The sequence below is a fragment of the Streptomyces sp. NPDC002446 genome (assembly GCF_053595675.1).
In genome coordinates this window covers 39,102-64,911 of the sequence record NZ_JBSFYC010000024.1, presented here as the reverse complement: position 1 = coordinate 64,911, position 25,810 = coordinate 39,102, and the positions used below count along the sequence as shown (strand labels likewise).

Sequence of the window (25,810 nt, the reverse complement as noted above, 5' to 3'; positions counted from 1 at the left end):
GATGGGCGAGGCGCCCGACGTGTCCGGTCCGCCCGGCAGCCCACCGAGGCTCGTCGCCATCGTCTGGGGGCTGCTGGTCCTCAACACGCTCGGCTCCGCCGGGGCGAAGACCATCGTCCCGCTGCCCCGCTCCCTCATCCAGATGGTCACCATGGGCGCGCTGGTCGTCGCGTTCGCGCTGGCGCTCGCGCTCAATCTCCGGCTGCGCATCCGAGCCAGCGCCTTCTTGTTCCTGCTCACCCTGCTGCTGGTGCCGAGCGTGATCTCCAGCGTGCACCTGGAGTCCGGGTTCGGCGCGCTGTTCCGCTGCGCCCGGCTGGCTCTCTTCGTCGGCACGCTGTGGCTGCTCAGCCGCTGGTGGGGCGGCGGCATGACGTTCGTCCGGCACCACATCCGGATGTACTTCGCGGCCCTCGGGTCGGTGGCCGCCGGCCTGGTCATCTCACCGGGCGCGGCCATGCCCGAGCTCTACGGCGGGCGGCTGGTCGGCGCGTTGTGGCCGCTCACCCCGCCGCAGATCGGACAGTACGCCGCGGTGATCATCGGGCTCACCGCACTGCTGGTCATGGGCCGCCGGACCGACAGGGCCAGCGCGGCGGTCATCATCGTGCCGTCAGTCATCCTGCTCGCGTTGACCCATACCCGCACGGCCACGCTCGGTCTGCTCATCGGGTTGGCGTTGGCGATCGGCTCGCTCGTCCTGACCAGCGCCGCCGCCCGCCGGTTCTTCGCCTGGGCGGTGCTGTGCGCCGCGGTGGCCGCGGTGGTGCTCGGCTCCGCGCTGCAGGCGTGGTTCCTGCGCGGACAGAGCCAGGAGCACCTGACCAGCCTCACCGGCCGGGCCAAGGTCTGGGACGCCCTGCTGGCGGCGCCCCGGACGGCCTCGGAGCAGCTGTTCGGCGTGGGCCTGGGCGACAAGTCGTTCGGCGGGCTGCCGATAGACAACAGCTGGCTGGCCGTGTACCACGAGCAGGGTCTGACCGGCATCGCCCTCGTGGCGGCGATCATCATCGTGCTGGGCGGCGTCGCGTTGCTGCGGCCGCCGTCGCTGCCGAGGGCCTGCGCGATCTTCCTGATCAGCTACTGCGCGATCGCGTCGTACACCGAGGCCGGGCTGGGCGACGCCTCGCCGTATCTGCTGCATCTGACCGTGGCCGCCTCGCTGCTGGCGGCACCTGCCGCGGCCACACCCCTCGCGACGACCGAAGTCCCTCGGCTCTCGACGCCGGAAGTCCCCCGACGACGCATACCGCGATGGGCCCGGAAATCGGAGGTGATCTGAGCATGCACGTCCTCGTGGTGCACAACCGCTACGCCTCGGCGCAGCCGAGCGGGGAGAACAAGGTCGTCGACCAGGAGGTGGCGCTGCTGCGCGGGGCCGGCCACCGGGTCGAGGTGTTCGAGCGGCGCAGCGACGACATCGCCGCCCGGTCCCTGCCGGGCAAGGCCGCGGTGCCGCTGCTGGTGCCGTGGAACCCGGCGGTCCGCGCGGAGCTCGCCGCCCGGCTCCGCACCTCACGCCCTGACGTGGTCCACGTCCACAACGTCTTCCCGCTGCTGTCGCCCGCGGTGCTGGCCGCCTGCGCCGACGCCGGCGTGCCCGCCGTCGCCACGCTGCACAACTACACCCAGGTCTGCCCGCCCGGCACGCTGCAGCGGGACGGCCGGCCGTGCACCGAGTGCGTCGGGGCGAAGGCACCGCTGCCCGCCGTCCGGCACGGCTGCTACCGCAGCTCCCGGCTGGCGACGGTGCCGCTCGCGGTCAGCCTGTCGGTCAACCGGCGGCGGTGGTGGTCCGGCGTGGAGCGGTTCTTCTGCATCTCCGCGGCGCAGCGCGACGTCCTGGTGCGGGCCGGCATGCCCGCCGAACGCCTTGCGGTGAAGCACAACTTCGTGCCCGACCCGGACGCCCGCCGGTCAGGCGCCGGCGAGCATCTGCTCTACCTCGGACGGCTCGCGGAGGCCAAGGGCGTGCGGCTGCTCATGGCCGCGTGGGAGGAGCTCGCGGCGAGCGGCGGTGTGGGCGTGCCGCTCGTGATCGCGGGGGCGGGGCCGCTGGAGCACGAGGTGGCCGCCTGGGCGGCGGACCGGGACGACGTGCGGTACGTCGGTCTGTACGACACGGCGGAGTGCCAGAAGGCCATCGCGCGGTCGGTCGCCGTGGTGGCTCCCTCGACGTGGCTGGAGGCGTTCGGCCTGGTGGTCGTGGAGGCGATGGCGGCCGGGGTCCCGACCGTCGCCGCCGGTCACGGCGCCTTCGTCGAACTCGTCGAGGACGGGGTGACCGGGCTGCTGCACCGGCCGGGCGAGGCAGCCTCGCTCGCGGACTGCATACGCCGGATCACGGCCGGGCCGGACCGCAACCGGGAGATGGGCCAGGCGGCCCGGCGCCGTTACGAGCAGGGCTTCAGCCCGGCCGTCGGCCTGGAGCGCCTGGTGGAGGGGTACCGCACCGCGATCGCGGGGCGGACGGAATCAATGGGGGACCGAATCAATGGGGGGCAGTAAATGACACGATGCCGACTCTGCGGCTCGGCGACGCTGGCGAGCGTCGTCGATCTGGGGGCGACCCCGCCGTGCGAGAGCTTTCTCGCCGCGGACCAACTGGACCAGCCGGAGCCCGCGTACCCGCTGCACCTGCGGGTCTGCACCGACTGCTGGCTGGCGCAGATCCCGCCGCTGATCACGCCGGAGGAGACGTTCAAGGAGTACGCGTACTTCTCCTCGTACTCGACCTCCTGGGTGGAGCACGCGCGCACCTTCGTCGCCGACGCGGTGGAGCGGGTGGGTCTCGGCTCCGAAGGTTCCGGCGGCTCCGAGGCCTTCGTGGTCGAAGTCGCCAGCAACGACGGGTACCTGCTGAAGCACGTGGTGGACCGGGGGATCCGCTGCCTGGGCATCGAGCCGTCGGTGAACGTCGGCGCCGCGGCACGGGACGCGGGCGTACCCACGCTCACGGAGTTCTTGTCCCCTGACACCGGTGCGGCCGTCCGCGCCGAGCACGGCCCGGCGGACCTGGTCGTGGCCAACAACGTCTACGCGCACATCCCCGACGTGGTCGGGTTCACCCAGGGGCTGCGCGCCCTGGTCGCCGACGACGGCTGGGTCTCCATCGAGGTGCAGCACCTGCTGACCCTGATCGAGGAGAACCAGTACGACACGATCTACCACGAGCACTTCCAGTACTACACGGTCGCGTCCGCGATCCGGGCGCTGGCGAGCGGCGGACTCGCGCTCGTGGACGTCGAGTTGCTGCCCACGCACGGCGGCTCCATCCGGCTGTGGGCCCGGCCGGCCGAGGTGGCCGGTGAGCCGTCCCAGCGGGTGGCCGACGTGCTGGCCCGGGAGAAGGCCGCCGGGCTGCAGGAGCTGTCCGGGTACACCGAGTTCTCCGCCCGGGTGGCCAAGGTGCGCCGGGACCTCCTCACGTTCCTCATCGGGGCGGCCGAGCGCGGCGAGACGGTCGTCGGCTACGGCGCCCCGGGCAAGGGCAACACCCTGCTCAACCACTGCGGCATCCGGCCCGACCTGCTCGCGTACACGGTCGACCGCAACCCCTACAAGCACGGCAGGTTCACCCCGGGCACCCGCATCCCGATCCTGCCGCCCGAGCAGATAGCCGCCGACAAACCGGACTACGTCCTCGTCCTCCCGTGGAACCTGCGGGACGAGCTGGTCGAGCAGCTGTCCTTCGTCCACGACTGGGGCGGCCGCCTGGTCTTCCCGATCCCGGAACTGAGCATCGTCGAGGTCACGTCTGTGAAAGAGGGCACAGCATGAAGGTCGTTCTGTTCTGCGGCGGTTACGGGATGCGGATGCGCAGCGGCGCCGCCGACGACGTGCCCAAGCCGATGGCGATGGTCGGGCCGCGGCCGCTGATCTGGCACGTCATGCGCTACTACGCGCACTTCGGGCACACGGAGTTCATCCTGTGCCTCGGATACGGCGCCCACCACATCAAGAACTTCTTCCTCAACTACGAGGAGACGACGTCCAACGACTTCGTGCTGCGGGGCGGGCGGACCGAGCTGCTGTCCACCGACATCGCCTCCTGGACGATCACTTTCGTACAGACCGGCATCGAGTCGCCGATCGGGGAGCGGCTGCGCCGGGTGCGCCACCACCTGGACGGCGACGAGATGTTCCTCGCCAACTACGCCGACGTGCTCACCGACGCCCCGCTGCCGCAGATGATCGAGAACTTCGCCCGGCGTGACGCCGGTGCGTCGATGATGGTGGTGCCGCCGCAGTCCTCGTTCCACTGCGTGGACCTGGGCGAGGACGGCCTGGTGGGGGGCATCACCGCGGTGAGCGACATGCCGCTGTGGGAGAACGGCGGCTACTTCGTGCTCCGCCAGGAGGTCTTCGACCACATACCGGAGAACGGGGACCTGGTCGCCGACGGATGCGCCCAACTGGCCAAGCGCGGCCGGCTGGTGGCGCATCAGCACCGCGGCTTCTGGAAGCCGACCGACACCGTGAAGGAGCGGGCCGCGCTCGACGCCGCGTACGCCCGGGGCGACCGCCCGTGGGCCGTATGGGAACGGGACGGCGCGGCGGCGAGCGTGACCGGCAGCAGGCACGGCGCCGGAGCGAGGGCGTGATCCGCCTCGGGGCCGGGCGCCTGGACCGGATCGTCGCGGTGGGCGCGCACTGCGACGACATCGCCATCGGCGCCGGCGGCACGCTGCTGACGATGTGCCTCGCGCGGCCGGGTGTCCGCGTCGACGCGCTGGTGCTCTCCGGCGGCGGCAGCGAGCGGGAGCAGGAGGAGCAGGCCGCGCTCGCCGCCTTCTGCCCGGGCGCCGACCTGCGCCTGACCGTGCTCAAGCTGCCGGACGGCCGGCTGCCCGCACACTGGGAGGAGGCCAAGGCCGCGGTCGAGGAGCTGCGCGAGCGGACCGAGCCGGACCTGATCCTCGCCCCGCGCACCGATGACGCGCACCAGGACCACCGCGGCCTGGCCCAGCTGCTGCCCACCGCGTTCCGCGACCACCTGGTCCTCGGCTACGAGATCGTCAAGTGGGACGGCGATCTCGGCCGCCCGTCGGCGTACCAGCCGCTGACGCCGGAGACCGCCGAACAGAAGGTACGGCTGCTGCAGGAGCACTACCCCTCGCAGCGGCACCGCCCCTGGTACGACCGCGAGGCCTTCCTCGGCCTCGCCCGCATCCGGGGCATCGAATGCCACGCGCGCTACGCCGAGGCGTTCGCCGCCACCAAACTCACGCTCAACCTGGGCACTTTCACTCTGGGCACTTCCGATGTGGGGGACTGAACCTTGCGCGTACTGCTGACCGGACACCAGGGCTACCTGGGCACCGTCATGGCCCCGGTCCTCGCGGCCGCCGGACACGAAGTCGTCGGCCTCGACTCCGGCCTGTTCGCCGACTGCGTCCTCGGCCCGCCGCCCGCGGACCCGTCCGGACACCGGGTGGACCTGCGCGACGTCACGGCCGACCACGTGGCCGGGGTGGACGCCGTGATCCACCTGGCCGCGCTCTCCAACGACCCCCTGGGAGCGCTGGCGCCGGACCTCACCTACGACATCAACCACCACGCCTCCGTGCAGCTGGCCCGGCTGGCCCGCGACGCCGGAGTGAAGCGCTTCCTGTACGCGTCGACCTGCTCCGTCTACGGCGCCGCCGGCGGCGGCGACCTGGTGGCCGAGGACGCCCCGCTGCGCCCGGTGACGCCGTACGCGGAGTCCAAGGTGCGGGTGGAGGACGACCTGCACGCGCTCGCCGACGACGACTTCACCCCGGTGTACATGCGCAACGCCACCGCCTTCGGCTACTCACCCCGGCTGCGCGCCGACATCGTGCTGAACAACCTGGTGGGCCATGCGCTGCTGTCCGGCGAGGTCCTGGTGCTCTCCGACGGCACCCCCTGGCGCCCGCTGGTGCACGCCGCCGACATCGCACGGGCCTTCGCGGCCGCGCTGACCGCACCGCGGCAAGCGGTGCACGACCGGGCGTTCAACATCGGCAGCGAGACCAACAACGTCACGGTCGCCGAGATCGCCGAACAGGTCGCCGAGGCGGTGTCCGGCGCGAAGGTGGTGATCACCGGGGAGACCGGCGCCGATCCGCGGTCCTACCGGGTGGACTTCTCCCGGTTCCGCGCCGCGATACCCGGCTTCGACTGCGAGTGGACGGTGAAGCAGGGCGCCCTCGAACTCGCCGACGCCTACCGGAAACACGGGCTGACCCAGGAGGACTTCGAGCAGCGCTTCACCCGCCTCGCCGTGCTCCGCGCGGCCTCCGACGCCGGCACCGTCGACGACACCCTGCGGCGGCGCCGATGACCACGCCCGGCGAACAGCCGATGACCGCGGCAGGCGAGCAGCCGACCGCCACGCCCGGCGAGCAGATGCACGCCCTGGTGGAGCGGCTGTACCCGCTCTGCCGGAGCATCACCGGCGACGGTGTACGCGCCACCCTGGAGATCGTCGGCGAGTACATCCCGCTGCAGGTGCACGAGGTACCGACCGGGACGCAGGTGCTCGACTGGACGGTGCCGCAGGAGTGGAACATCCGGGACGCGTACATCGCCGACACCGCGGGCAACCGGGTCGTCGACTTCGCCGCGTCCAGCCTGCACGTACTCGGCTACAGCGTGCCGGTGTCGCGGACCATGCCGCTGGCCGAGCTCCGCGCACATCTGCACACCCTGCCGGACCACCCGACCTGGGTGCCGTACCGCACCAGCTACTACAAGCCGGAATGGGGGTTCTGCCTGGCCCAGGAGACCCTGGACGCACTGCCGGACGGCGACTACGAGGTGCGCATCGACTCCACCCTCGCGGACGGCCACCTCACCTACGCCGAGCACGTGGTCCCCGGGCAGGTCGCCGACGAGGTGATCGTCTCCTGCCACGTCTGCCACCCGTCGCTGGCCAACGACAACCTGGCCGGCATCGCGGTGGCGACGTTCCTGGCCCGGGCCCTTGCGCGGGAAACGCCGTACTACACCTACCGGTTCCTCTTCGCGCCCGGCACCATCGGGGCGATCACCTGGCTGGCCCGCAACGCGGAGCGGATCGACCAGGTCAAGCACGGCCTGGTGCTGGCCTGCGCCGGCGACCCGGGCCAACTGACCTACAAGCAGAGCAGACGCGGCGACGCGGAGATCGACCGGGCGATGCGGCACGTCCTTGCCGCCTCCGAACGCCCGCACCACATCGCCGAGTTCACTCCGTACGGATACGACGAGCGGCAGTACTGCTCGCCCGGGTTCGATCTCGGCGTGGGCTCGCTCAGCCGGACCCCGTACGCCGGGTACCCCGAATACCACACCTCGGCGGACAACCCGGACTTCGTCACCCCGGAGGCGATGGCGGACACGCTCGCCCTCTGCCGCGAGGCGTTCGCCGTCCTCGACCGCAACCGGCGGTACGTCAACCTCAGCCCCTACGGCGAACCCCAGCTGGGGCGGCGCGGGTTGTACGACTCGCTCGGCGGCCGCAGCGACGCGAAGCAGGCCCAGATGGCCATGCTCTGGGTGCTCAGCCTCTCCGACGGCGAGCACGGTCTGCTGGACGTCGCCGAACGGTCCGGCCTGCCGTTCGACGCCGTCGCCGCCGCGGCCGGTGCCCTGCGGGGCGCCGGGTTGATCAAGGCATGACGCCGATGACCACCGAGGGGGAGAAGCGGACCGCCAAGCGGGCCATGGCGGGCCGGCTGTCCTGGGGCCTTGCCGACCAGGCGGTCTGCAGCCTGAACAACTTCGCGGTGGGAATCTACGTGGCACGGTCGCTGGGGCTGACCGCGTTCGGCGTGTTCAGCCTGGCCTGGGTGACCTACGGCGTGGTGCTCAACGTCTCCCGGGGCCTTGCCACCGATCCGCTCGTGGTGCGCTTCAGCGGCGTGCCGACGGAGTCCTGGCGTGCGGCGGCGGCCCGGTCGACGGGTACCGCGCTCGGCGTCGGCGGCGCCATCGGTGCGCTGTGTCTGGTGGCCGGACTCGCTCTCGGCGGCCAGGTGGGGCCCGCGTTCGCTGCGCTCGGCGTCGTGCTGCCGGGGCTGCTGCTTCAGGACGCCTGGCGGTTCTCGTTCTTCGCCGCGGGCACCGGGCGCAAGGCGTTCACCAACGACGTCCTGGCGACCGTCGCGCTCGTCCCGGCCATGGTGGTGGCGACGCGCCTGGACACCGTGGCCGCCTTCGTGCTCGCCTGGGGGGCCGCCGCCGCGGTGGCCGCGGGGTACGGCTGCCTCCAGTCCGGCATCCGGCCCCAGTTGACCGAAGCGCGCGCGTGGCTTCGCGAGCAGCGCGACCTCGGCTACCGGTACCTGGTCGAGAACGTCGGTGTCAGCGGCGCGGCCCAACTGCGGGCGTACGGCCTCGGCTTGATCGTCGGGGTCGGCGCGGTGGGTGTGGTGCGGGGCGCCGAGCTCCTGCTCGGCCCCTTCCTCGCCGTACTGATGGGGCTTTCGCTGGTCACCGTCCCGGAGGCGGCGCGGGTGCTGCGGCAGGCCCCGGACCGCCTCGCCAGGTTCTGCCTGCTGCTCGGCGCCGGTCTTGCCGCCGCCGCGGTGCTCTGGGGTGCCGCGCTGCTCCTGGTGCCCGACGGGCTCGGCGAGCTCGTGCTCGGCGACGTCTGGGGCTCCGCCTCCGAGCTCATCGTGCCGGCGGCGCTCGGCGTCGCGGGCGCCGGGCTCGGCAGCGGCGCGGCGGCCGGTCTTCGCGCGCTCGCTGCCGCCCGGCGCAGCCTGCGCGTCCAACTGTTCGCCTCCGTCTGCTATGTCGGCGGCGGGCTCGGCGGTGCGGCCGTGGCCGGCGCCGTCGGCTCGGCCTGGGGCGTCGCCGCCGCGACCGCCTGTGGCTCGGCCCTCTGGTGGCTGCAACTGCGGGCCGCCCTGCGCGAGCGCCACCGCAATTCCCTTTCCGAAGTGAGGACCACATGACCGGTTTTGGGCGCAATCCCCGGTTGAGCATCGGCCTGCCCGTCTACAACGGCGAGGAGTACCTCGCCGAGTCGCTCGACGCCCTGCTCGGCCAGACCTACGAGGACTTCGAGCTGGTCATCACCGACAACGCCTCGACCGACGGGACCCAGGACATCTGCCGCAAGTACGCCGAGCAGGACTCGCGCATCCGCTACCTCCGGCTGCCCCGCAACATCGGCGCCGCACCGAACCACAACTACGTGTTCACCCAGTGCCGCGGCGAGCTGTTCAAGTGGGCCTCGCACGACGACCTGTACGCCCGGGACCTGCTGCAGCGCTGCGTTCAGGCGCTGGACGACCGGCCGGACGTGATCCTCGCGCACTCCGGCCAGGCGGTCATCGACGGCGACGGCCAGGTGAAGGTCCCCTACGAGTACGGGCTCGCCACCGACTCGCCCCACGCGCCCGAGCGCTTCCGCAGCCTGCTGTTCGAGCCCGGCGGCGACGACTTCTACGGGGTGATGCGCGCCGACGTGCTGCGCCGGGTGAAGCCGCACGACAGCTACCACCACGCGGACCGCACCTTCGTCGCCGAGATCACCCTGCACGGGCCCTTCCACCAGGTGCCGGAGCTGCTGTACTTCCGCCGCGACCACCCCACCCGCGCCGAGCGCGCGAACCCTTCCAAGCGCTCCCGGTGCGTCAACCTGGACCCGCGCCGGGCAGGCCCGCTGCACCCGACGCCCCGGCTCCTCGCCGAGTACGTCTGGGGCTTCGTCGCGGCGATCCGGCGGGCGCCGCTGTCCCCGGCCGACCGGCGCGCATGCTTCCGCCACCTCGCCACATGGATGACCAGCCGGGCCCGACCGGGCGCCGGCGAGCGGGTCGAGGACCGCGCCCCGGTCGACCCGGCCCGGCTCACCGTCTCCGTCGACACCCTCGTCGCCGGCCGCGAGGGGCGACAGACATGAGGTCCACGATCAACACCCCGGTACGCGTCGGGGTGTTCGGCCTGCTCGGCTCCGGCAACCTCGGCAACGACGGGTCACTCGAAGCCGTGCTCGGCTACCTCCGCGCCGAGCACCCGGAGGCGGCCATCGACGCACTGTGCGGCGGGCCCGAGGCCGTGACGACCAGGTACGGGATCCCCGCCACGCGGCTGCACTGGAACCGCGCGGAGTACCGGACCGCGTCACGTGCGGGCGCCATCGCGGCCAAGGGCCTGGGAAAACTCGTCGACGCCGTCCGCACCGCCGCCTGGGTGCACCGCCACGACGTGGTGATCGTGCCGGGCATGGGCGTCCTGGAGGCCACCCTGCCGCTGCGGCCGTGGGGCTTCCCGTACGCGCTGTTCCTGCTCTGCGCGAGCGGTCGGCTGGTCGGCACCCGGGTCGCGCTGGTCGGAGTCGGCGCCGCCCCGATCCGCAACCGGCCGACCCGGGCCCTCGTACGCTGGTCGGCGAGGCTGGCCACGTACCGCTCGTACCGGGACACCCAGTCCCGCGACGCGATGCGGGAGATGGGCGTGGACACCGCACGCGACGAGGTCTACCCGGACCTCGCCTTCGCCCTGCCGACGCCGACGGTCCGGGAGAGCGCACCCTCGGACCCGCCGGGCCCGCCTGGTCCGGTCTGCGTCGGCCTCATGGCCTTCCACGGCGGCAACGACGACCGCGCCCGGGCCGAGGAGATCCACCGGCGCTACCTCGACGGGACAACCCGCTTCGTCCGCGCCCTGGTTGAGGACGGCAGGCCGGTCCGGCTGCTCACCGGCGACGAGTGCGATGCGCCGGTGGTCGCCGCGATCCTCGACGCGGTGGACTCACCGCTGGTCACCGCCGCCGAAACATCCTCGCTGGCCGACCTGATGAAGGAGACGGCGGCCGCCGACACCGTGGTGGCGACCCGGTACCACAACCTGATCTGCGCGCTGAAGGTCGGCACACCGACGCTCGCACTCAGCTATGCGGCGAAGAGCGATGCGCTCATGGATCGGATGGGCCTCGGCGCGTACTGCCATCCGGCGCGCCAGGTCGACGCCGACCGGTTGCTCGAACAGTTCCGGGCGCTGGAGAAGCGATCGGCGGAACTGCGGCAGACCCTCGCCGAGCAGAACCTGGCCGCCGCACAGCAGCTCGAGCACCAGTTCACCGCCTTGACCGCGGCCCTGTTCCCGACGACCGACCACACCCACACCCCCACTCCCACCCACACCACCACCCCCACCCACACCCACCCCCACGCCCGGCAGGAGACTTCATGAAAGCGACCGCAGTCCCGGACATCGCCGGCGCGTACCTGTTCGAGCCGACCCCGTACGCCGACGAGCGCGGCTTCTTCTGCCGCACCTTCGACGCCGACGTGGTCCGCTCGGTGGGCCTCGACCCGGACACCTTCATCCAGGACAGCGTGTCCCGCTCGGTCCGCGGCGTGCTGCGCGGCCTGCACCTGCGCTCCGGCGAGGGCGAGGCCAAGCTGGTGCGGTGCTCGTACGGAAAGATCTTCGACGTCGTCGTCGACCTACGGCCCGAATCGCCGACCTACCGCAACGTGGCCTCCTTCGAGCTGTCCGGCGAGACGCAGGCGACCCTGTACATCCCGGCGGGGTGCGCACACGGCTTCCAGGCGCTGACCGAAACCGCCGACACCTCCTACCGGATCGACCGCCCGCACGATCCGGCCGAGGACGTGACGATCGCCTTCGACGACCCGGAGCTCGCCATTCCCTGGCCGCTGCCGGTCACATCGATGTCCCAGCGGGACCGGGAGGCGCCCAGCCTCGCCGAGGCCCTGAAGCAGAAAGAGAGCTGAAGTCACCGTGGACACCGAAGAGACCACAGAGACCGCAGAGCCCGAAGAGTTCAGCCTGCCCCGGTCACGGACGGCGAACGAGCGACTGCACGCCCTGATCCCCGGCGGCGCGCACACCTACGCCAAGGGCGACGACCAGTACCCCGAGAACCTCGCCCCGGTCATCAGCCACGGCCGCGGTGCCCACGTGTGGGACATCGACGGCAACCGCTACATCGAATACGGCTCCGGCCTGCGGTCGGTCAGCCTCGGCCACGCCCACCCACGCGTGACCGAGGCCGTACGCCGCGAACTCGACCGCGGCAGCAACTTCGTGCGGCCGTCCATCGTGGAGGTCGAGGCCGCGGAACGCTTCCTGGCCACCGTGCCGACCGCCGAGATGGTGAAGTTCGCGAAGAACGGCTCCGACGTCACCACCGCCGCGGTGCGCCTCGCCCGCGCAGTCACCGGGCGCCCGCGGGTGGCCCTCTGCGGCGACCATCCGTTCTTCTCCACCGACGACTGGTTCATCGCCACCACGCCGATGTCCGCCGGCATTCCGGCGCCGACCACCGACCTCACCGTGACATTCCCATACGGGGACCTGACCGCCACGGAGGAGCTGCTCACCCGCCACCAGGACGAGATCGCCTGCCTGATCCTCGAACCCGCCACCCACACCGAGCCGCCGCCCGGATACCTAGAGGGCCTGCGCGAACTGGCCGACCGCCACGGCTGCGTACTGATCTTCGACGAGATGATCACCGGCCTCCGCTGGTCCGAGGCGGGCGCCCAGGGCCTGTACGGCGTCGTCCCCGACCTCTCCACGTTCGGCAAGGCGCTGGGCAACGGGTTCGCCGTCTCCGCCCTTGCCGGGCGCCGCGACCTGATGGAGCGGGGCGGTCTCCGCCACTCCGGCGACCGCGTGTTCCTTCTCTCCACCACGCACGGCGCGGAAACGCACTCCCTGGCAGCCGCGATGGCCGTGCAAACCACCTACGTCGAGGAGGGCATCACCGCGCGTCTGCACACCCTCGGCGAGCGGTTGGCCGCCGGTGTCCGCGACGCCGCGGCCAGCATGGGCGTCGGCGACCACATCGTCGTCCGGGGCCGGGCCAGCAACCTGGTCTTCGCCACCCTCGACGAGAACCGGCAGCCGTCGCAGCAGTACCGCACCCTGTTCCTGCGCCACCTCCTCGCGGGCGGAGTGCTGGCCCCGTCGTTCGTGGTGAGCAGCGCGCTCGACGACGCCGACATCGACCACACCGTCGAAGCGGTGGCCCAGGCATGTGCGGTGTACCGCAAGGCACTGGACGCCGCAGACCCCACCCCCTGGCTGGCCGGACGACCGGTAAAGCCCGTATTCCGCCGCCTGGCATGACGTCACGTGATGTGACACCACGTCACACCAAGTCACATCACGTCAGCGACGCTCCCGCCGACCGCCGTCGGCCCCCCGATCGACCACCCAACCGACCCCCCGACCGACCCCCCAATCGGCCATCCGGTCGACCAGCCACGCGGTCGCCGGTATCACCGCCAGCGCGGTGCACCAGCCGCCGAGGGCGTCGGTCGGGTAGTGCGCGCCCAGAGCAACCTGCGCCCATCCCATCGCGGCGCCGGCAACCAGCGCCGCGGCGAGCACGACCAACGTCCCGGCCGCCCTGCCGAGGCCGAGCCGGCCGGTCGCAAGCAGCGCCGCCACGAGGACGAGCGCGGTGAAGAAGGCGGTGTGCCCGCTCGGATAGGACAGGTTGCCGTCGCCGTGGATGGTGCGTCCCACCAGGGACTTGAGCACCGTCGTCGTCCCCACGGCGATGCCGACCCCGGCAACGACGAACACCGCCGCGCGAAGCCGCCGAAGCAGCAGGCAGCCCGTCACGATGGCCACGACCAGCGTCGCCGCTCCCACGGGCTCCCCCAAGAAGTCCGTGGCCAGAGCGACGTACCGCCACGGCGGCCCCACACCGTCCACCGCCAGCTGGATCCACACGTCCACCGCGCCGGGCTCGCTGTGGCCGGCGTACAGAACCCCGAGCACGACGACCACCAGCGCGGCGAGGGCCGCAACCAGCCCGAGCCACCCGCGCAGCGACGGAGGCAGCACCGCACGCGCCGCCCGCCCGGTCACACGAACACCCCACTCACAACCGAGACGCGCAAAGCCCGCACACCGTCGCAGACCATCCGGCAGATGCGATACACCTCCCCCTCCTTCCAGGGCGTGGCGGTCCGCTGGGGTCAGTCGGTGAGGCTCTTGCGGCGAACACGCAGTGAGTACGTCTTCCTTCCTCCAGGCCTACCGCTGCTGCCCCAGCCGCCGCTCGTGGCTACGTCCCATCCCCGCTGTTCCTTCATCTGAGCGGCGAAGGCGCGCAGCTCGTGAATCTCGCAGCCGCAGTCCAGCGTGACGCTGAGGCTGACGTAGGGGCTTCGAGGGCTGTTCTTCCCGTAGGGGTCCGGCTCCCAGCGCACGTCGTGGATGTGCTCCTTGAGGCCGGTCCGCTCCTCGTCGTGCTTGAACCCGTGGGCCTTCGCGTACTCGTCCAGGTCGTCGATCACGAACAAGTGGCTCGACCACTCGCCGGGCCAGACCGCGAACAAGCGGGACTTGCCGGCTACGGCCCGTTCGTACGCGGCGCGGTCGTCCCCGTGGGTCACCGTTCCGTCCTCGTGGACCTCGATGTAGCACGTCGTACGTGCGGTGTAGGGGAAATCCATCCCTACCTCCGCGGCACTCCTCGGTTCCAACCGACTCTCCCGGTGTACGCGGTTCCTTGTGGCCGTTCAGTCAACACTCACCGCGACGGCTTATGTAGGGAAATCGGCGGAACTCGGCGGAACTCGGCGGAACTCGGCTGGGCGAGGCGCGCGGAACGGCTGGCGGCGCGGACGGCGCCCTGTTCCCCAGCGCCGCCCATTCGGCCTCGCGGTTCCCCGCTACAGCCAATCCCTCCGCTTGAACACGAAGTACAGACTCACGCACACCACGCCCATCAGCAGAATCGCGAACGGATACCCGAACGCCCACCCCAACTCCGGCATCCGCTCGAAGTTCATCCCGTAGATCGTCCCCACCAACGTGGGTGCAAACAAGATGGCCGCCCAAGAAGAGATCTTCTTGATCTCCTCGTTCTGCTCGAAACCGGCCTCGGCCAGGGCGCGCATCTCGGCGTTCTGCTGTTGGTTCACCAGCGTCGCATTGACGGTGAGGATGTCCTGCAGGGCCTGACGGAAGCTGTCGACGCGGTCTGTGGTGTGCAGTAGGTGGTCGGCCACATCGCGCAGATAGCGGCGGAGCTCGGCGTCGATCGCGTACTTCTCGAAGCCGGCGGTGAGGCTCTCCAGCATGTCGTTCAGGGGGCGGGTCGCCCGCTGGAACTCGACGACCTCGCGGGAGAGTTCGTAGATACGGCGGGAGACGCGGGGGTCGCCGCCGAAGACCTCGGTCTCGATCTCGTCGATGTCGTTCTGGACGCCGGCGACGACCGGTGCATAGCCGTCGACTACGGCGTCGAGGATGGCGTAGAGAACGGCTTCCGGGCCGCGCTTGAGGAGTTCGGGGGCGTCCTCCATGCGGCGTCGTACGGCCGAGAGGTCGGGGGCGCCGCCGTGCCGGACGGTGATCACGAAGTCGCGGCCGACGAAGAGGTGCAGCTCGCCGAAGTCGACCTCTTCGGCGTCGTCCAGATAGCGCGCGGCGCGCAGTACGACGAAGAGGGTGCCGCCGTAGCGCTCCAGCTTGGGGCGCTGATGGGCCTCCAGGGCGTCCTCTACGGCGAGCGGGTGGAGGTCGAACTCCGAGGCGAGGGCGACCACTTCGGTCGGGGTGGGGCGGTGCAGCCCGATCCAGGCCAGGGTGTCGGTGGCGGCGCGCTGCTGCCGGAAGGCGTCGGCGAGGGTGTCGTGGGTGCTGACGCGGTGTCCGTCCCGGTAGAGGGCCGCGCTGATGATGCTGCTGCCGTTGTCGGACGGCGGTTCCGGGGCTTCGGAGCGGTTGGCGGGTTCGGCGGGCGGGGGAGCGGCGGGCCGCTTCTTCGCGGGTTTGCGCAGACCGCGCAGTCCGCGCGGCCGGCGACCCGGAGGTTCAGTGCTCATGGCAGAACCGACCTCCGTCACAAGGGGGGATGAACAGGCACACAGAATCTCGAACGCAGGATATCTGCCGAGGATGTCAGCACAGGTCAGGGGCCATGGTGCAGGATGGAACGGGCGTGGCGCGGTGTGTGTCGCGTCCGCCGGGCTTTGTAGGTTTATCCCTAGAATTGTGCGATGCAGATACCGCAGATAGTCAGTGCCCCTCCAAGTGAGGTGATTCGGTGAACGGCCCCGATGCCACCGACGAGCAATGGGAAGGGCTTGCCGAAGTCGTCCCGCTCCGCAGCAGCCGCGAATGGCCTTCCTGGCCCGACCACCGTGCCCTCCCGGAGGAGGAGCCCACGGAGGAGACGCGGCGGTTCATCGTCATCCGCGTCCAGACCTTCGCGGACGCCCGTGAGGTCGCCGAGTACCTGATGGCGCAGATCCCGGTCCTGTTGGACCTCAGCAGCGCGGACACCGATGTCGCCAAGCGCATCCTGGACTTCTCCAGTGGTGTCGTCTTCGGACTCGGCAGCGGGATGCACCGCGTGGACACCAATGTCTTCCTGCTGGCCCCGGTGGGCACCGAGGTCGCGGAGGCGGCAACGGGCGCCGTCCCCCGTTCGTAGGAAGAGCTGTCGGGCGTAACGGTTCTCCGGACGGCCGCTGCATAGCGTCCACGCATGAATACCGACAGTGTGCGACCGGCGGTCACCGAGTTACGGCTGTCCGCCTTCAAGACCCATCGCGGCGTCACGCTGCCGCTCGGCCCGCTGACGCTGCTGAGCGGGGAGAGCGGAAGCGGCAAGTCCAGTGCGCTGCAGGCGTACGAGATCCTCGCCCGGCTCGGTAGCGGCGAGCCGCTCGCACGTGCCGTACAGGAGGTGGCGGGCAGTGCGTCGGCCTGTGTGCCGGCGGGGGCGCGCCGCGACGAACAGGGGCGGCGCGGGTTCCGCATCGGCTGTACGGTCGACGGCCCGGCCGGCCCTGTCAGCCTCGATCTCGCCGTACAGGCCGAGCCCGAACTGCGCATCGTCGGAGAGCGGTTGATCGGCGGCGGCGAGACGCTGCTGACCACCGCGCTCACCGACCCCACCCGCCCCGCCGTCCAGGCGGCCTGGCACACCGCGGGCGCGACCCCCGTGACCCGCGCGCCGCTGCCCGACGACCGGCTGGGCACCTCGCTGCTGCCGCTGCGGGTCGCGGGCAAGACGGAGGGGCAGCGGCTGGTCCTGGCGGCGGCCGAACAGGTCGTGGTCGCGCTGCGGTCGGCGTTCGTCTGCGATCCGCGACCGGAGGTCATGCGGAGGGCCGGGGCGGGCGGTACGAGTGGTGCCGGTGGGATTGGTGGGATCGGTGGACGGGGTCCGGAGGGGGAGGCGGGGCGTGGCAGCGGGTCCCGGGGCGGCCGGGGAGGGGGCGCGGCAAGCTGCGCGGCCAAAGTGGGCGCGGCGGCCGGTGGGGGCAGAGAGGGCGTCGGGGCGTGGGGTGCGCGGGGGCGCAGGGGGAGTGGCGGCGAGACCGGCGGCTGGGGCCGGGAAGCGGCGGAGGAACGCGACGAGGGACGGTTGCGGTCGTCCTGTGACAACCTGCCCGCGGTCTTGGAACGTACGAGCCGCGAGTGTGCGCGGCGCCATGCGGTGCTGGTCGCGGCCGTACGGGACGCCTGCACGGGCCCGGTCGACGGGCTGCGCGCCGTGCCGTGGCAGTCAGCCGGCGCGGGGGAGGAGGCGGTCCCGGCACGGTCCGGGGGCGGTCGCGGTGCATCGGCGGGCAGTGGCGGAACGGGCGGTCGCGGGGGAACAGGCGGTCCCCAGAGTGGGCAGGTGGTGAAGGCGGCGGGTGTACGGGCCGTCCTGGACCGTGGTGCCCTGGGAGAGATGCCCGTCGAGCAGCTCGGCGACGGGGAGCTGCGCTTTCTCGCGCTGGCGCTGGTGCTGCTCACCGGCCCGGACGTGCTGGCGATGGACCCTGCCGGGGAGATCCCCTCGGCCCATCAGCAGATGACGGTGATGGCGGACGGGATGGACCGCTGCATGGACCGCAGACAGGCGCGCGAGCTGATGTCGCTGGCCGTACGGATGGCCGAGCGCGGGCATGTCCGGCTGTTGGGGACGGTGCGGGACCCGTCGGTCGTCGAGGGGCTGCCCGGCGTACAGGTGCTACACCTAGGGGCATGAGTGAGGATCTTCATGCGCTGCAGCGACGGCTGGCCGAGTTCGCGGCCGCCCGGGACTGGCAGCAGTACCACACCCCCAAGAACCTGGCCGCGGCGCTGAGCGTGGAGGCCGCGGAACTCGTCGAGATCTTCCAGTGGTTGACGCCGGAGGAGTCGGCGAAGGTGATGTCCGATCCGCGGGCGGCCGGCCGGGTCGAGGACGAGGTCGCCGACGTGCTGGCGTATCTGCTGCAGTTCTGTGAGGCCCTGGGGATCGATGCCCTGGCGGCGCTCGCCGCGAAGATCGAGCGCAATGAGTCGCGTTTCCCTGCGGTCCGCAAGGCCCGGCCGGACCGGTCTCGGGAGGGTGAGGAGTAGGGGAGCGGAGGTTCGCGATGCGCGCCCAGTAGCGAAGTGGGGTGAGCGAGCGGAGGTGTGAGGGTGGCGGGTCGGGCGCGGCGGGTGGCGAGAGCGGCGGCCGCCCCGCCCGCCCCGCCCGCCCGCTGATTCATGCCGTTCCGGTGTTTTTCGTGACCTGTGCCGGTCGTGTGGATGGTGAGGGCCCTGTGGCGGGAGGGAAAGGAGCAGAGTCCGCATCCAGCTACCGTCACTCTCCGGAGTGATTGATCTCTCCACAGCGCCTTGCTTGTCCACAGATTTGCGAATTCCCCTGGCTTTTTTGGCTGTTCGCCCTCACTCTGGGTAGTGGAAGAAGTGCAGGGTGCATGCGAGCGGAGAGGAAGGAGGGGAGCGGATGGACGCGGTGCGGATCATCGCAGCCGCCCGGCGCGGTCTGGCGGAGGCGACCACGGTGCAGGACGTGATCGTCGAGGCGTGGCAGGCGCAGGCCCTGGCCGAGGCGATAGGCAGCCACCTCGCAATATTCGGTCCGTACGAAGTGCGGTCCAGGGCCCAAGGGTTGGGCGACGCGGGCGGGCGGTTCAGCGGGGGACCGCTGCGCTCGGCATCGGCCACCGGTGGCCTGCGTGCGGTCCAGCTGACTGAAGTGCGCGATGTCAGGGCCGCTTTAACAAGCCTGAGCCGACTCCTGCGAGAGGTGTGCGAAACGCTGGTGGGAGTCGTCCTGCTGGCAGACGAGGAAGGGATGTACTGGACCTGCGTCGAGGCGATGGACACGGTCGACGAGTCGAGAGACCGCGTCGCCGGAATCCTGGAGAAGCTGGAGGTACGCGACCGGAACCCGGCCTGAGGCCAGACCGGACAAGAGAGCAAGAAGGAGATAGGGAAACAACGCAAGAGGGCCAAGAGGCTAAGAGGCCCACGAAGGCAAGGAAGTAAGGAAGTAAGAAAGCAAGGAAGCACGACACCGTGAGAGCCGCGAGGCACCACGAGCCGCAGAGCAGCAGAGCGCAACGGCAATAGGGCAACACGACAACAGGGCACGCCAGCAACACAGCAAGACCGCAAGAGAGCCACAGGGCCACAGGGCCACAGAGCCACAGAGCAAGAGGGCCACAGAGCAAGAGAGCAATAGAGCCACAGAGCAAGAGAGCGGCGCAGCAACACAGCGACAAGGTAGGAGCGCAGGCACAGCACCACTCCGGTCGCGTTACGCGGGACGAACGCCCCGGGCGGCGCTGCGCCCGACCACAGCCCGGAAGGGCCCGAAAGCGGTCACGCCCCACACGTCAACGGCACGATGTCACGTCCCTTGCACGGGACCGTACGCCCTCCGTCGCGCTCGCCCTCCCACTGCGACCGCCACGGCGGCTGCCACCGCCCACCATCGCAGGTGCCCACCCCTCGCAGGCGCCCGCCATCGCAGGTGTCCCGCCCCGCCACCGCGGCTGCCGCCGTCGCCACCGCCACCGCGGCTGCCGCCACTGCCACCTTGCGCCTGTCTCATTCACCAGCCACTGCCGCAGCTGGCACCGCCGCATCTGCCACTGCCACTGCCGCATCTGCCACTGCCGTCGTTCCTTCGCGCCCTTGCACCCCCGGCCCACGAGCTGGGGTCGACACCGACATGCTGATGCCACCCGGCGCCCAAGGATGACGCGAACTCATCCGGTCCTGACCGGCTCTGATCCGACCTGGCACCGCTACTTGTACATCGACACACCCTGACGGTTGGTCTGCCGCTCGGTGTGCAGGATGGAGGTATGGACCTACGAATCTTCACCGAGCCCCAGCAGGGGGCTTCCTACGACACGCTTCTGAAGGTCGCCAAGGCGACCGAGGATCTCGGCTTCGACGCGTTCTTCCGGTCCGACCACTACCTGAGCATGGGCAACGTCGACGGGCTGCCCGGCCCGACGGACGCCTGGATCACACTGGCCGGTCTGGCCCGCGAGACCCGGCGCATCCGGCTCGGCACGCTGATGACGGCAGGCACCTTCCGGCTCCCGGGGGTCCTGGCCATCCAGGTGGCGCAGGTCGACCAGATGTCCGGCGGCAGGGTGGAACTCGGCCTCGGCGCGGGCTGGTTCGAGGAGGAGCACAAGGCCTACGGCATCCCGTTCCCCAAGGAGAAGTTCGCGCGACTGGAGGAGCAGCTAGCGATCATCACCGGCCTGTGGGCCACGGAGGCAGGAAAGGAGTTCAGCTACGAAGGGACCTACTACCAGCTGGAGAAGTCGCCCGCGCTGCCCAAGCCCGCTCAGGGCAAGGTGCCGGTGCTGATCGGTGGACACGGTGCGACGCGTACGCCGCGGCTGGCGGCGCAGTACGCCGATGAGTTCAACATTCCCTTCGCCTCGCTCGAAGACAGTGAGCGCCAGTTCGGACGGGTGCGGGCGGCCGCCGAAGCCGTCGGGCGGAAGGGCGATGAGCTGGTGTACTCCAACGCCCTGGTGGCCTGTGTCGGCAGGGACGATGCCGAGGTGGCGCGACGGGCCGCGGCCATAGGGCGGAACGTGGACGAACTGAAGGCCAACGGCCTGGCGGGCTCACCCGCCGAGGTCGTCGACAAGATCGCACGCTATGCCGCCATCGGCAGCTCCCGTATCTACCTGCAGATACTGGACCTTGATGATCTGGACCACCTTGAGCTGATCTCGACGGAGGTGCAATCGCAGCTGAGCTGAGCTGAGCTGAGCTGAGGTGACCTGTGGTGAGGGGCCCTGCGCCGAGCTGACCTGTGCTGAGCCGACCTGTGCTGAGGGGGCTGCTGCTGAGGTGATCTGACCTGACCTTTGCTGAGGTGGGCTGAGGTGGGCTGAGGTGGGCCGAGGTGAGGTGGGGTGAGGTGTGCGGGGTCGGCTGGTAGTGGTGATGGGTGGTGTGTGTCGTCGGGTGGTGCTGTCGGAAAACCGTTGGGGAGCGGGGGTGATGTGCGGCGATACTCGGACGCGTGTTCCTGACGATATCCACCACCGGCAGCGCCGACCGTCCCGCGACCGACCTCGGGTTTCTGCTGCACAAGCATCCTGACAAGTCGCAGCAGTTCTCGACGTCGCACGGCACCGCACACGTCCTCTACCCGGAGGCGGACGCGGAGCGGTGTACGGCCGCACTGCTGCTGGAGGTCGATCCCATCGCCCTGGTTCGCCGGGGCCGGGGGAAGGGCCGCGGCGGGGCGCCGGATTCGGCGCTCGGGCAGTATGTGAACGACCGGCCGTACGCGGCCTCCTCGCTGCTGGCGGTGGCGCTGCAGAGCGTCTTCGCGAGCGCGATGAAGGGGCAGTGCGCGGCGCGGCCCGAGCTGGTGGCGCGGGCGCTGCCGTTGCGTATTGAGGTGCCGGTGCTGCCCGCCCGGGGTGGTGCGGAGCTGGTGCGCGAGCTGTTCCGGCCGCTTGGCTGGACGGTGCTGGCCGAGCCGGTGCCGCTGGACGAGACGTTCCCGGAGTGGGGCGATTCCCGCTACGTACGGCTCGTTCTGGAAGGGGAGCGCACGCTCGCCGAGGCGCTGCGGCATCTGTATGTGCTGCTGCCGGTGCTGGATGACGCCAAGCACTACTGGGTCGCGCCGGATGAGGTCGACAAGCTGCTGCGGGCCGGCGAGGGGTGGCTGGAGGAGCACCCGGAGCAGCGGCTGATCGTCGGCCGCTACCTCGCGCGGCGGTGGTCACTGACCCGCCAGGCGATGGAGCGGCTGGAGCTGGAGCGGCTGGCCGAGTCGGACGGCGTGGCGGCCGAGGAGATCGACAATGCGGTGGACGAGGAGGCGGATACCGAGGAGAAGCCGGTGCCGCTCGCCGTACAGCGGCGGGAGGCGATTCTCACCGTGCTGCGTTCGGAGCAGACGGCTCGGGTGCTCGATCTGGGGTGTGGACAGGGCCAGCTGGTCGGTGCGTTGCTCAAGGAGGGGCAGTTCACCGAGATCGTCGGTGTGGATGTGTCGATGCGGGCGCTGCACGAGGCGCGGCGTCGGCTGCGGCTGGACCGGATGCCCGAGCGGCAGGCGGGGCGCGTACGGCTCGTCCAGGGGTCGCTGGCGTACACGGACAGCAGGCTGAAGGGGTATGACGCGGCGGTGCTGAGCGAGGTCGTCGAGCATGTCGATCCGGCGCGGCTGCCCGCCCTGGAGTACGCGGTGTTCGGGTCGGCCAGGCCGCGGACGGTCGTGGTGACGACACCGAACGTCGAGTACAACGTGCGCTGGGAGTCGCTGCCGGCGGGGCACGTACGGCATGCGGACCATCGCTTCGAGTGGACACGGGAGGAGTTCCGGCAGTGGGCGCGGGAGGTCGCCGCGCGGCACGGCTACGAGGTGGCCTTCCGTCCGGTGGGGCCGGACGACCCGGAGGTGGGCCCGCCCACCCAGCTCGCGCACTTCCGTATGTCCGGGGAGGACAGCGGCAGTTCGAGCAGCGGCGGCGCGAGCAGCAGCCGCGGCGTGAGCAGCAGCAGCGGCGCGAGCACCGGCAGGGCGAGCAGTGACAGGGCGAGCAGCGACAAGGTGAACGGCGACAGTGCAAGCAGCGGTAGGGGAAAGGACAGTCCGGTGAGCGGGAAGGAGGTCGTGGCATGACGGGCGTGGAGCGTACGGAGTTCCAGGACGGTGAAGAGCATGGGCGCGGGGACGCGCGTGAGGCGGGGCGGCGCACGCTCGGTGTGCCCGATCTCTCGCTGGTGGTGCTGATCGGGGCCACCGGTTCCGGGAAGTCCACCTTTGCCGCCCGGCACTTCAAGCCGACCGAGGTGATCTCCTCGGACTTCTGCCGGGGGCTGGTCAGCGATGACGAGAACGACCAGAGCGCGAGCTCCGATGCGTTCGACCTGCTGCACTTCATCGCAGGCAAGCGGCTCGCCGCCGGGCGGCTGACCGTTGTCGACGCCACCAACGTGCAGTCCGAGGCGAGGGCCCAGCTGGTGCGGCTGGCCCGGGAGCATGACGTACTGCCGGTGGCGATCGTGCTGGACGTGCCCGAGCAGGTCTGCGCCGAGCGCAACGCGGCGCGGGCCGACCGGGCCGGGCTGCCGCGCCGCGTCATCCAGCGCCATCAGCGCGAACTGCGCCGTTCTCTGCGGCACTTGGAGCGCGAGGGGTTCCGCAAGGTACATGTCCTGCGCGGCCAGGCGGAGGTGGAGTCCGTCGAGATCGTCACGGAACGGCGGTTCAACGATCTGCGCCATCTCAGCGGGCCGTTCGACATCGTCGGCGACATCCACGGCTGCCGTTCCGAGCTGGAGACGCTGCTCGGCCGCCTCGGCTATGCACTGGAGCGCGACGAGCTCGGCAGGGCCGTCGGCGCGACGCACCCGGAGGGCCGTACCGCCGTCTTCGTCGGTGATCTCGTCGACCGCGGACCGGACAGCCCCGGAGTGCTGCGCCTGGTGATGGGCATGGTGGGGGCCGGGCACGCGCTGTGTGTGCCGGGAAACCACGAGAACAAGCTCGGCCGCTACCTCAAGGGCCGCAAGGTCCAGCACACCCACGGACTCGCCGAGACCATCGAGCAGCTGGACAAGGAGGATGACGCCTTCCGCGCCGAGGTCGGGGAGTTCATCCAGGGCCTGGTCAGCCACTACGTTCTGGACGGCGGCGGGCTGGTGGTGTGCCACGCCGGGCTGCCGGAGAAGTACCACGGCCGGACGTCGGGCCGGGTGCGGTCCTTCGCGCTGTACGGCGACACGACCGGTGAGACCGACGAGTTCGGCCTGCCGGTGCGCTACCCGTGGGCCGAGGACTACCGCGGCCGCGCCGCGGTCGTCTACGGCCACACGCCCACCCCGCGGGCTACTTGGCTCAACAACACCATCTGCCTGGACACCGGCTGTGTATTCGGTGGCACGATGACGGCGCTGCGCTGGCCGGAGCGGGAGCTGGTGGACGTACCGGCGGAGCGGGTCTGGTACGAGCCCGCGAAGCCGCTCGCCACGGAGGCGCCGGGCGGGGCGGACGGGCGGCCCCTCGACCTGAACGACGTGGCCGGCCGGCGGATCGTGGAGACCCGTTACATGGGCCGGCTCGCGGTGAAGGAGGAGAACGCCGCGGCCGCGCTGGAGGTGATGAGCCGCTTCGCGATCGACCCGAGGCTGCTGCCGTACCTCCCGCCGACCATGGCGCCCTGCGCGACCTCGACGCAGGAGGTAGGCGACGGGGCCGAGGGCGAGGGCTACTTGGAGCACCCCGCGGAGGCGTTCGCCGGATACCGGGCGGACGGCGTACGGGAAGTGGTGTGCGAGGAGAAGCACATGGGGTCCCGCGCGGTGGTGCTGGTGTGCCGCGACGAGGCCGTGGCGGGTGAGCGCTTCGGTGTGCTGGAGGGGACATCGGGTGCCCTGTACACCCGCACCGGACGCCCGTTCTTCGACGACCCGGAGACGACCGAGCGGATCCTGGGGCGGGTCCGGGCGTGTGTCGAGGAGGCCGGTCTCTGGGCGGAGCTGGAGACGGACTGGCTGCTGCTGGACGCGGAGTTGATGCCGTGGTCCCTGAAGGCGGCGGGTCTGCTGCGCAAGCAGTACGCCGCGGTCGGCGCGGCGGCCGGGGCGGCCTTCCCGGGCGTGCTCGGCGCGCTGGAGGCGGCGGCCGCCCGCGGTGTCGAGGTGGCGCCGCTGATCGACCGGCAGCGCGAACGGGCCGCGGACGCCGCGGCGTTCACCGAGGCGTACCGGCGCTACTGCTGGCGCGTCGGTACGGCTGACGCGACGGCCGACGCGACGGCCGAGGGGCCGGCCGGCGCAGCGGACGGGCCGGCCCCGGCGGACGGCGGTGCGGCAGCTGCCGGGGCGGCGCTGCCCGGTGGGCTCGGGGAGCTGGACGGCGTTCGGCTCGCGCCGTTCCAGATCCTCGCGGTGCAGGGGCGCAGCCTCGCGGGGCTGCCGCACACCGAGCAGCTGGCGCTGATCGACCGGATCATCGCGGCCGAGAGCGCGGTGCGCTCGCCCGACGGCGCGGCGGCGGGCGGTGGTGCGCCGGACCGGCCGGGGCTGCTCGCCACGACCCGGCGGATCCTCGTCGACACCGAGGACGAGGCGTCGGTCGCGGCCGGCGTCCAGTGGTGGCTGGATCTGACCGCGGCCGGCGGTGAGGGCATGGTGGTCAAGCCGGTCCAGGCGCTGATACGGCAGGCCGACGGGCGGCTCGTACAGCCGGGCGTCAAGTGCCGTGGCCGCGAGTACCTGCGGATCATCTACGGGCCGGAGTACACCCGCCCGGAGAACCTCAGGCGGCTGCGCATACGCCATCTGGGCCACAAGCGCTCGCTGGCCCTGCGGGAGTACGCGCTCGGCCTGGAGGCGCTCGACCGGTTGGCGGAGGGCGAACCGCTGTGGCGGGTGCACGAGGCGGTCTTCGCGGTGCTGGCGCTGGAGTCGGAGCCGGTGGACCCGCGGCTGTAGGCGTACCGGAGCGGGAGGGAGGGCGATCGCCGCCCCCTCTCCCCCTCCCTCGTCCTGCGCCCCTGCCGCACGCCGTCGGCGCCGCCCGGTGCGACGGTGCCCCGCGACATCGCCCGACTCCCTTCCCAGCGCCCCGGAAGCGGCC

General features: G+C 71.2%; 22 protein-coding genes. 19 read left to right on the top strand and 3 right to left on the bottom strand.

Annotated elements, in window-relative coordinates; translation table 11 throughout:
- Window position 1 precedes the first annotated feature (1 nt).
- The 12 genes from ACWD6P_RS16275 to ACWD6P_RS16220 are packed head-to-tail and all read left to right on the top strand — an operon-like array spanning window position 2 to window position 13,059.
- On the top strand, window positions 2-1,282 hold the full coding sequence (locus ACWD6P_RS16275; RefSeq protein WP_451444739.1) for an O-antigen ligase domain-containing protein: 1,281 nt from the start codon (window positions 2-4) through the stop codon (window positions 1,280-1,282).
- 2 nt (window positions 1,283-1,284) lie between these two features.
- On the top strand, window positions 1,285-2,508 hold the full coding sequence (locus ACWD6P_RS16270; RefSeq protein WP_451444738.1) for a glycosyltransferase: 1,224 nt from the start codon (window positions 1,285-1,287) through the stop codon (window positions 2,506-2,508).
- The gene (locus ACWD6P_RS16265; protein ID WP_451444737.1) at window positions 2,509-3,780 is read left to right on the top strand and encodes a class I SAM-dependent methyltransferase; all 1,272 of its coding nucleotides are present in this window, start codon (window positions 2,509-2,511) and stop codon (window positions 3,778-3,780) included.
- A complete protein-coding gene (locus ACWD6P_RS16260; RefSeq protein WP_451444736.1) occupies window positions 3,777-4,604 on the top strand; it encodes a glucose-1-phosphate cytidylyltransferase in 828 nt (275 codons plus the stop codon). The genes ACWD6P_RS16265 and ACWD6P_RS16260 overlap by 4 nt, the downstream gene beginning before the upstream one ends.
- Window positions 4,601-5,278: a PIG-L deacetylase family protein gene (locus tag ACWD6P_RS16255; protein WP_451444735.1), complete on the top strand. Its 678-nt coding sequence runs from the start codon at window positions 4,601-4,603 to the stop codon at window positions 5,276-5,278. The genes ACWD6P_RS16260 and ACWD6P_RS16255 overlap by 4 nt, the downstream gene beginning before the upstream one ends.
- A gap of 3 nt (window positions 5,279-5,281) precedes the next feature.
- On the top strand, window positions 5,282-6,307 hold the full coding sequence (locus ACWD6P_RS16250; protein ID WP_451444734.1) for an NAD-dependent epimerase/dehydratase family protein: 1,026 nt from the start codon (window positions 5,282-5,284) through the stop codon (window positions 6,305-6,307).
- Window positions 6,304-7,626 carry a DUF4910 domain-containing protein gene (locus ACWD6P_RS16245; protein ID WP_451444733.1) on the top strand — a complete coding sequence of 441 codons (1,323 nt, stop codon included), beginning with the start codon at window positions 6,304-6,306 and terminating at the stop codon, window positions 7,624-7,626. The genes ACWD6P_RS16250 and ACWD6P_RS16245 overlap by 4 nt, the downstream gene beginning before the upstream one ends.
- Window positions 7,623-8,906 carry a hypothetical protein gene (locus ACWD6P_RS16240; protein WP_451444732.1) on the top strand — a complete coding sequence of 428 codons (1,284 nt, stop codon included), beginning with the start codon at window positions 7,623-7,625 and terminating at the stop codon, window positions 8,904-8,906. The genes ACWD6P_RS16245 and ACWD6P_RS16240 overlap by 4 nt, the downstream gene beginning before the upstream one ends.
- Window positions 8,903-9,859 carry a glycosyltransferase family 2 protein gene (locus tag ACWD6P_RS16235; RefSeq protein WP_451444731.1) on the top strand — a complete coding sequence of 319 codons (957 nt, stop codon included), beginning with the start codon at window positions 8,903-8,905 and terminating at the stop codon, window positions 9,857-9,859. The genes ACWD6P_RS16240 and ACWD6P_RS16235 overlap by 4 nt, the downstream gene beginning before the upstream one ends.
- On the top strand, window positions 9,856-11,151 hold the full coding sequence (locus tag ACWD6P_RS16230; protein WP_451444730.1) for a polysaccharide pyruvyl transferase family protein: 1,296 nt from the start codon (window positions 9,856-9,858) through the stop codon (window positions 11,149-11,151). The genes ACWD6P_RS16235 and ACWD6P_RS16230 overlap by 4 nt, the downstream gene beginning before the upstream one ends.
- Window positions 11,148-11,699: a dTDP-4-dehydrorhamnose 3,5-epimerase gene (rfbC, locus tag ACWD6P_RS16225; protein WP_451444729.1), complete on the top strand. Its 552-nt coding sequence runs from the start codon at window positions 11,148-11,150 to the stop codon at window positions 11,697-11,699. The genes ACWD6P_RS16230 and rfbC overlap by 4 nt, the downstream gene beginning before the upstream one ends.
- A gap of 7 nt (window positions 11,700-11,706) precedes the next feature.
- Entirely contained in the window at window positions 11,707-13,059 is a 1,353-nt protein-coding gene (locus tag ACWD6P_RS16220; protein ID WP_451444728.1) for a glutamate-1-semialdehyde 2,1-aminomutase, read from the top strand.
- A gap of 42 nt (window positions 13,060-13,101) precedes the next feature.
- Here the strand turns inward: ACWD6P_RS16220 and ACWD6P_RS16215 are convergent, their stop codons facing one another.
- From ACWD6P_RS16215 to ACWD6P_RS16205, 3 genes are all read right to left on the bottom strand, one after another.
- Window positions 13,102-13,809, bottom strand: a complete 708-nt coding sequence (locus ACWD6P_RS16215; RefSeq protein WP_451444727.1) for a phosphatase PAP2 family protein — start codon at window positions 13,807-13,809, stop codon at window positions 13,102-13,104.
- A gap of 110 nt (window positions 13,810-13,919) precedes the next feature.
- A complete protein-coding gene (locus tag ACWD6P_RS16210; protein WP_451444726.1) occupies window positions 13,920-14,399 on the bottom strand; it encodes a hypothetical protein in 480 nt (159 codons plus the stop codon).
- Between the two features lie 219 nt (window positions 14,400-14,618).
- Window positions 14,619-15,776 (bottom strand): magnesium and cobalt transport protein CorA, encoded by a 1,158-nt coding sequence (locus ACWD6P_RS16205; RefSeq protein ID WP_451444725.1) that lies wholly within the window; start codon window positions 15,774-15,776, stop codon window positions 14,619-14,621.
- A gap of 221 nt (window positions 15,777-15,997) precedes the next feature.
- Between ACWD6P_RS16205 and ACWD6P_RS16200 the strand changes: the two genes are divergently transcribed.
- The 7 genes from ACWD6P_RS16200 to ACWD6P_RS16170 all read left to right on the top strand — a co-directional run bounded on the left by ACWD6P_RS16200 (window position 15,998) and on the right by ACWD6P_RS16170 (window position 25,665).
- Window positions 15,998-16,387 (top strand): cell division protein SepF, encoded by a 390-nt coding sequence (locus ACWD6P_RS16200; protein WP_451444724.1) that lies wholly within the window; start codon window positions 15,998-16,000, stop codon window positions 16,385-16,387.
- 54 nt (window positions 16,388-16,441) lie between these two features.
- On the top strand, window positions 16,442-17,938 hold the full coding sequence (locus tag ACWD6P_RS16195) for a biotin transporter BioY (protein ID WP_451444723.1): 1,497 nt from the start codon (window positions 16,442-16,444) through the stop codon (window positions 17,936-17,938).
- Complete coding sequence (locus ACWD6P_RS16190; protein ID WP_451444722.1) at window positions 17,935-18,294, top strand: nucleotide pyrophosphohydrolase; 360 nt, start codon at window positions 17,935-17,937, stop codon at window positions 18,292-18,294. Before ACWD6P_RS16195 ends, ACWD6P_RS16190 begins: the two co-directional genes overlap by 4 nt.
- A 376-nt stretch (window positions 18,295-18,670) precedes the next feature.
- Window positions 18,671-19,126 (top strand): DUF6099 family protein, encoded by a 456-nt coding sequence (locus ACWD6P_RS16185; RefSeq protein WP_451444721.1) that lies wholly within the window; start codon window positions 18,671-18,673, stop codon window positions 19,124-19,126.
- Between the two features lie 913 nt (window positions 19,127-20,039).
- Window positions 20,040-20,963, top strand: coding sequence for an LLM class F420-dependent oxidoreductase (locus ACWD6P_RS16180; RefSeq protein WP_451444720.1), 924 nt, complete (start codon window positions 20,040-20,042; stop codon window positions 20,961-20,963).
- Between the two features lie 266 nt (window positions 20,964-21,229).
- Complete coding sequence (locus ACWD6P_RS16175; protein ID WP_451444719.1) at window positions 21,230-22,849, top strand: 3' terminal RNA ribose 2'-O-methyltransferase Hen1; 1,620 nt, start codon at window positions 21,230-21,232, stop codon at window positions 22,847-22,849.
- The gene (locus tag ACWD6P_RS16170) at window positions 22,846-25,665 is read left to right on the top strand and encodes a polynucleotide kinase-phosphatase (protein WP_451444718.1); all 2,820 of its coding nucleotides are present in this window, start codon (window positions 22,846-22,848) and stop codon (window positions 25,663-25,665) included. The genes ACWD6P_RS16175 and ACWD6P_RS16170 overlap by 4 nt, the downstream gene beginning before the upstream one ends.
- The last annotated feature ends 145 nt before the right edge of the window (window positions 25,666-25,810 follow it).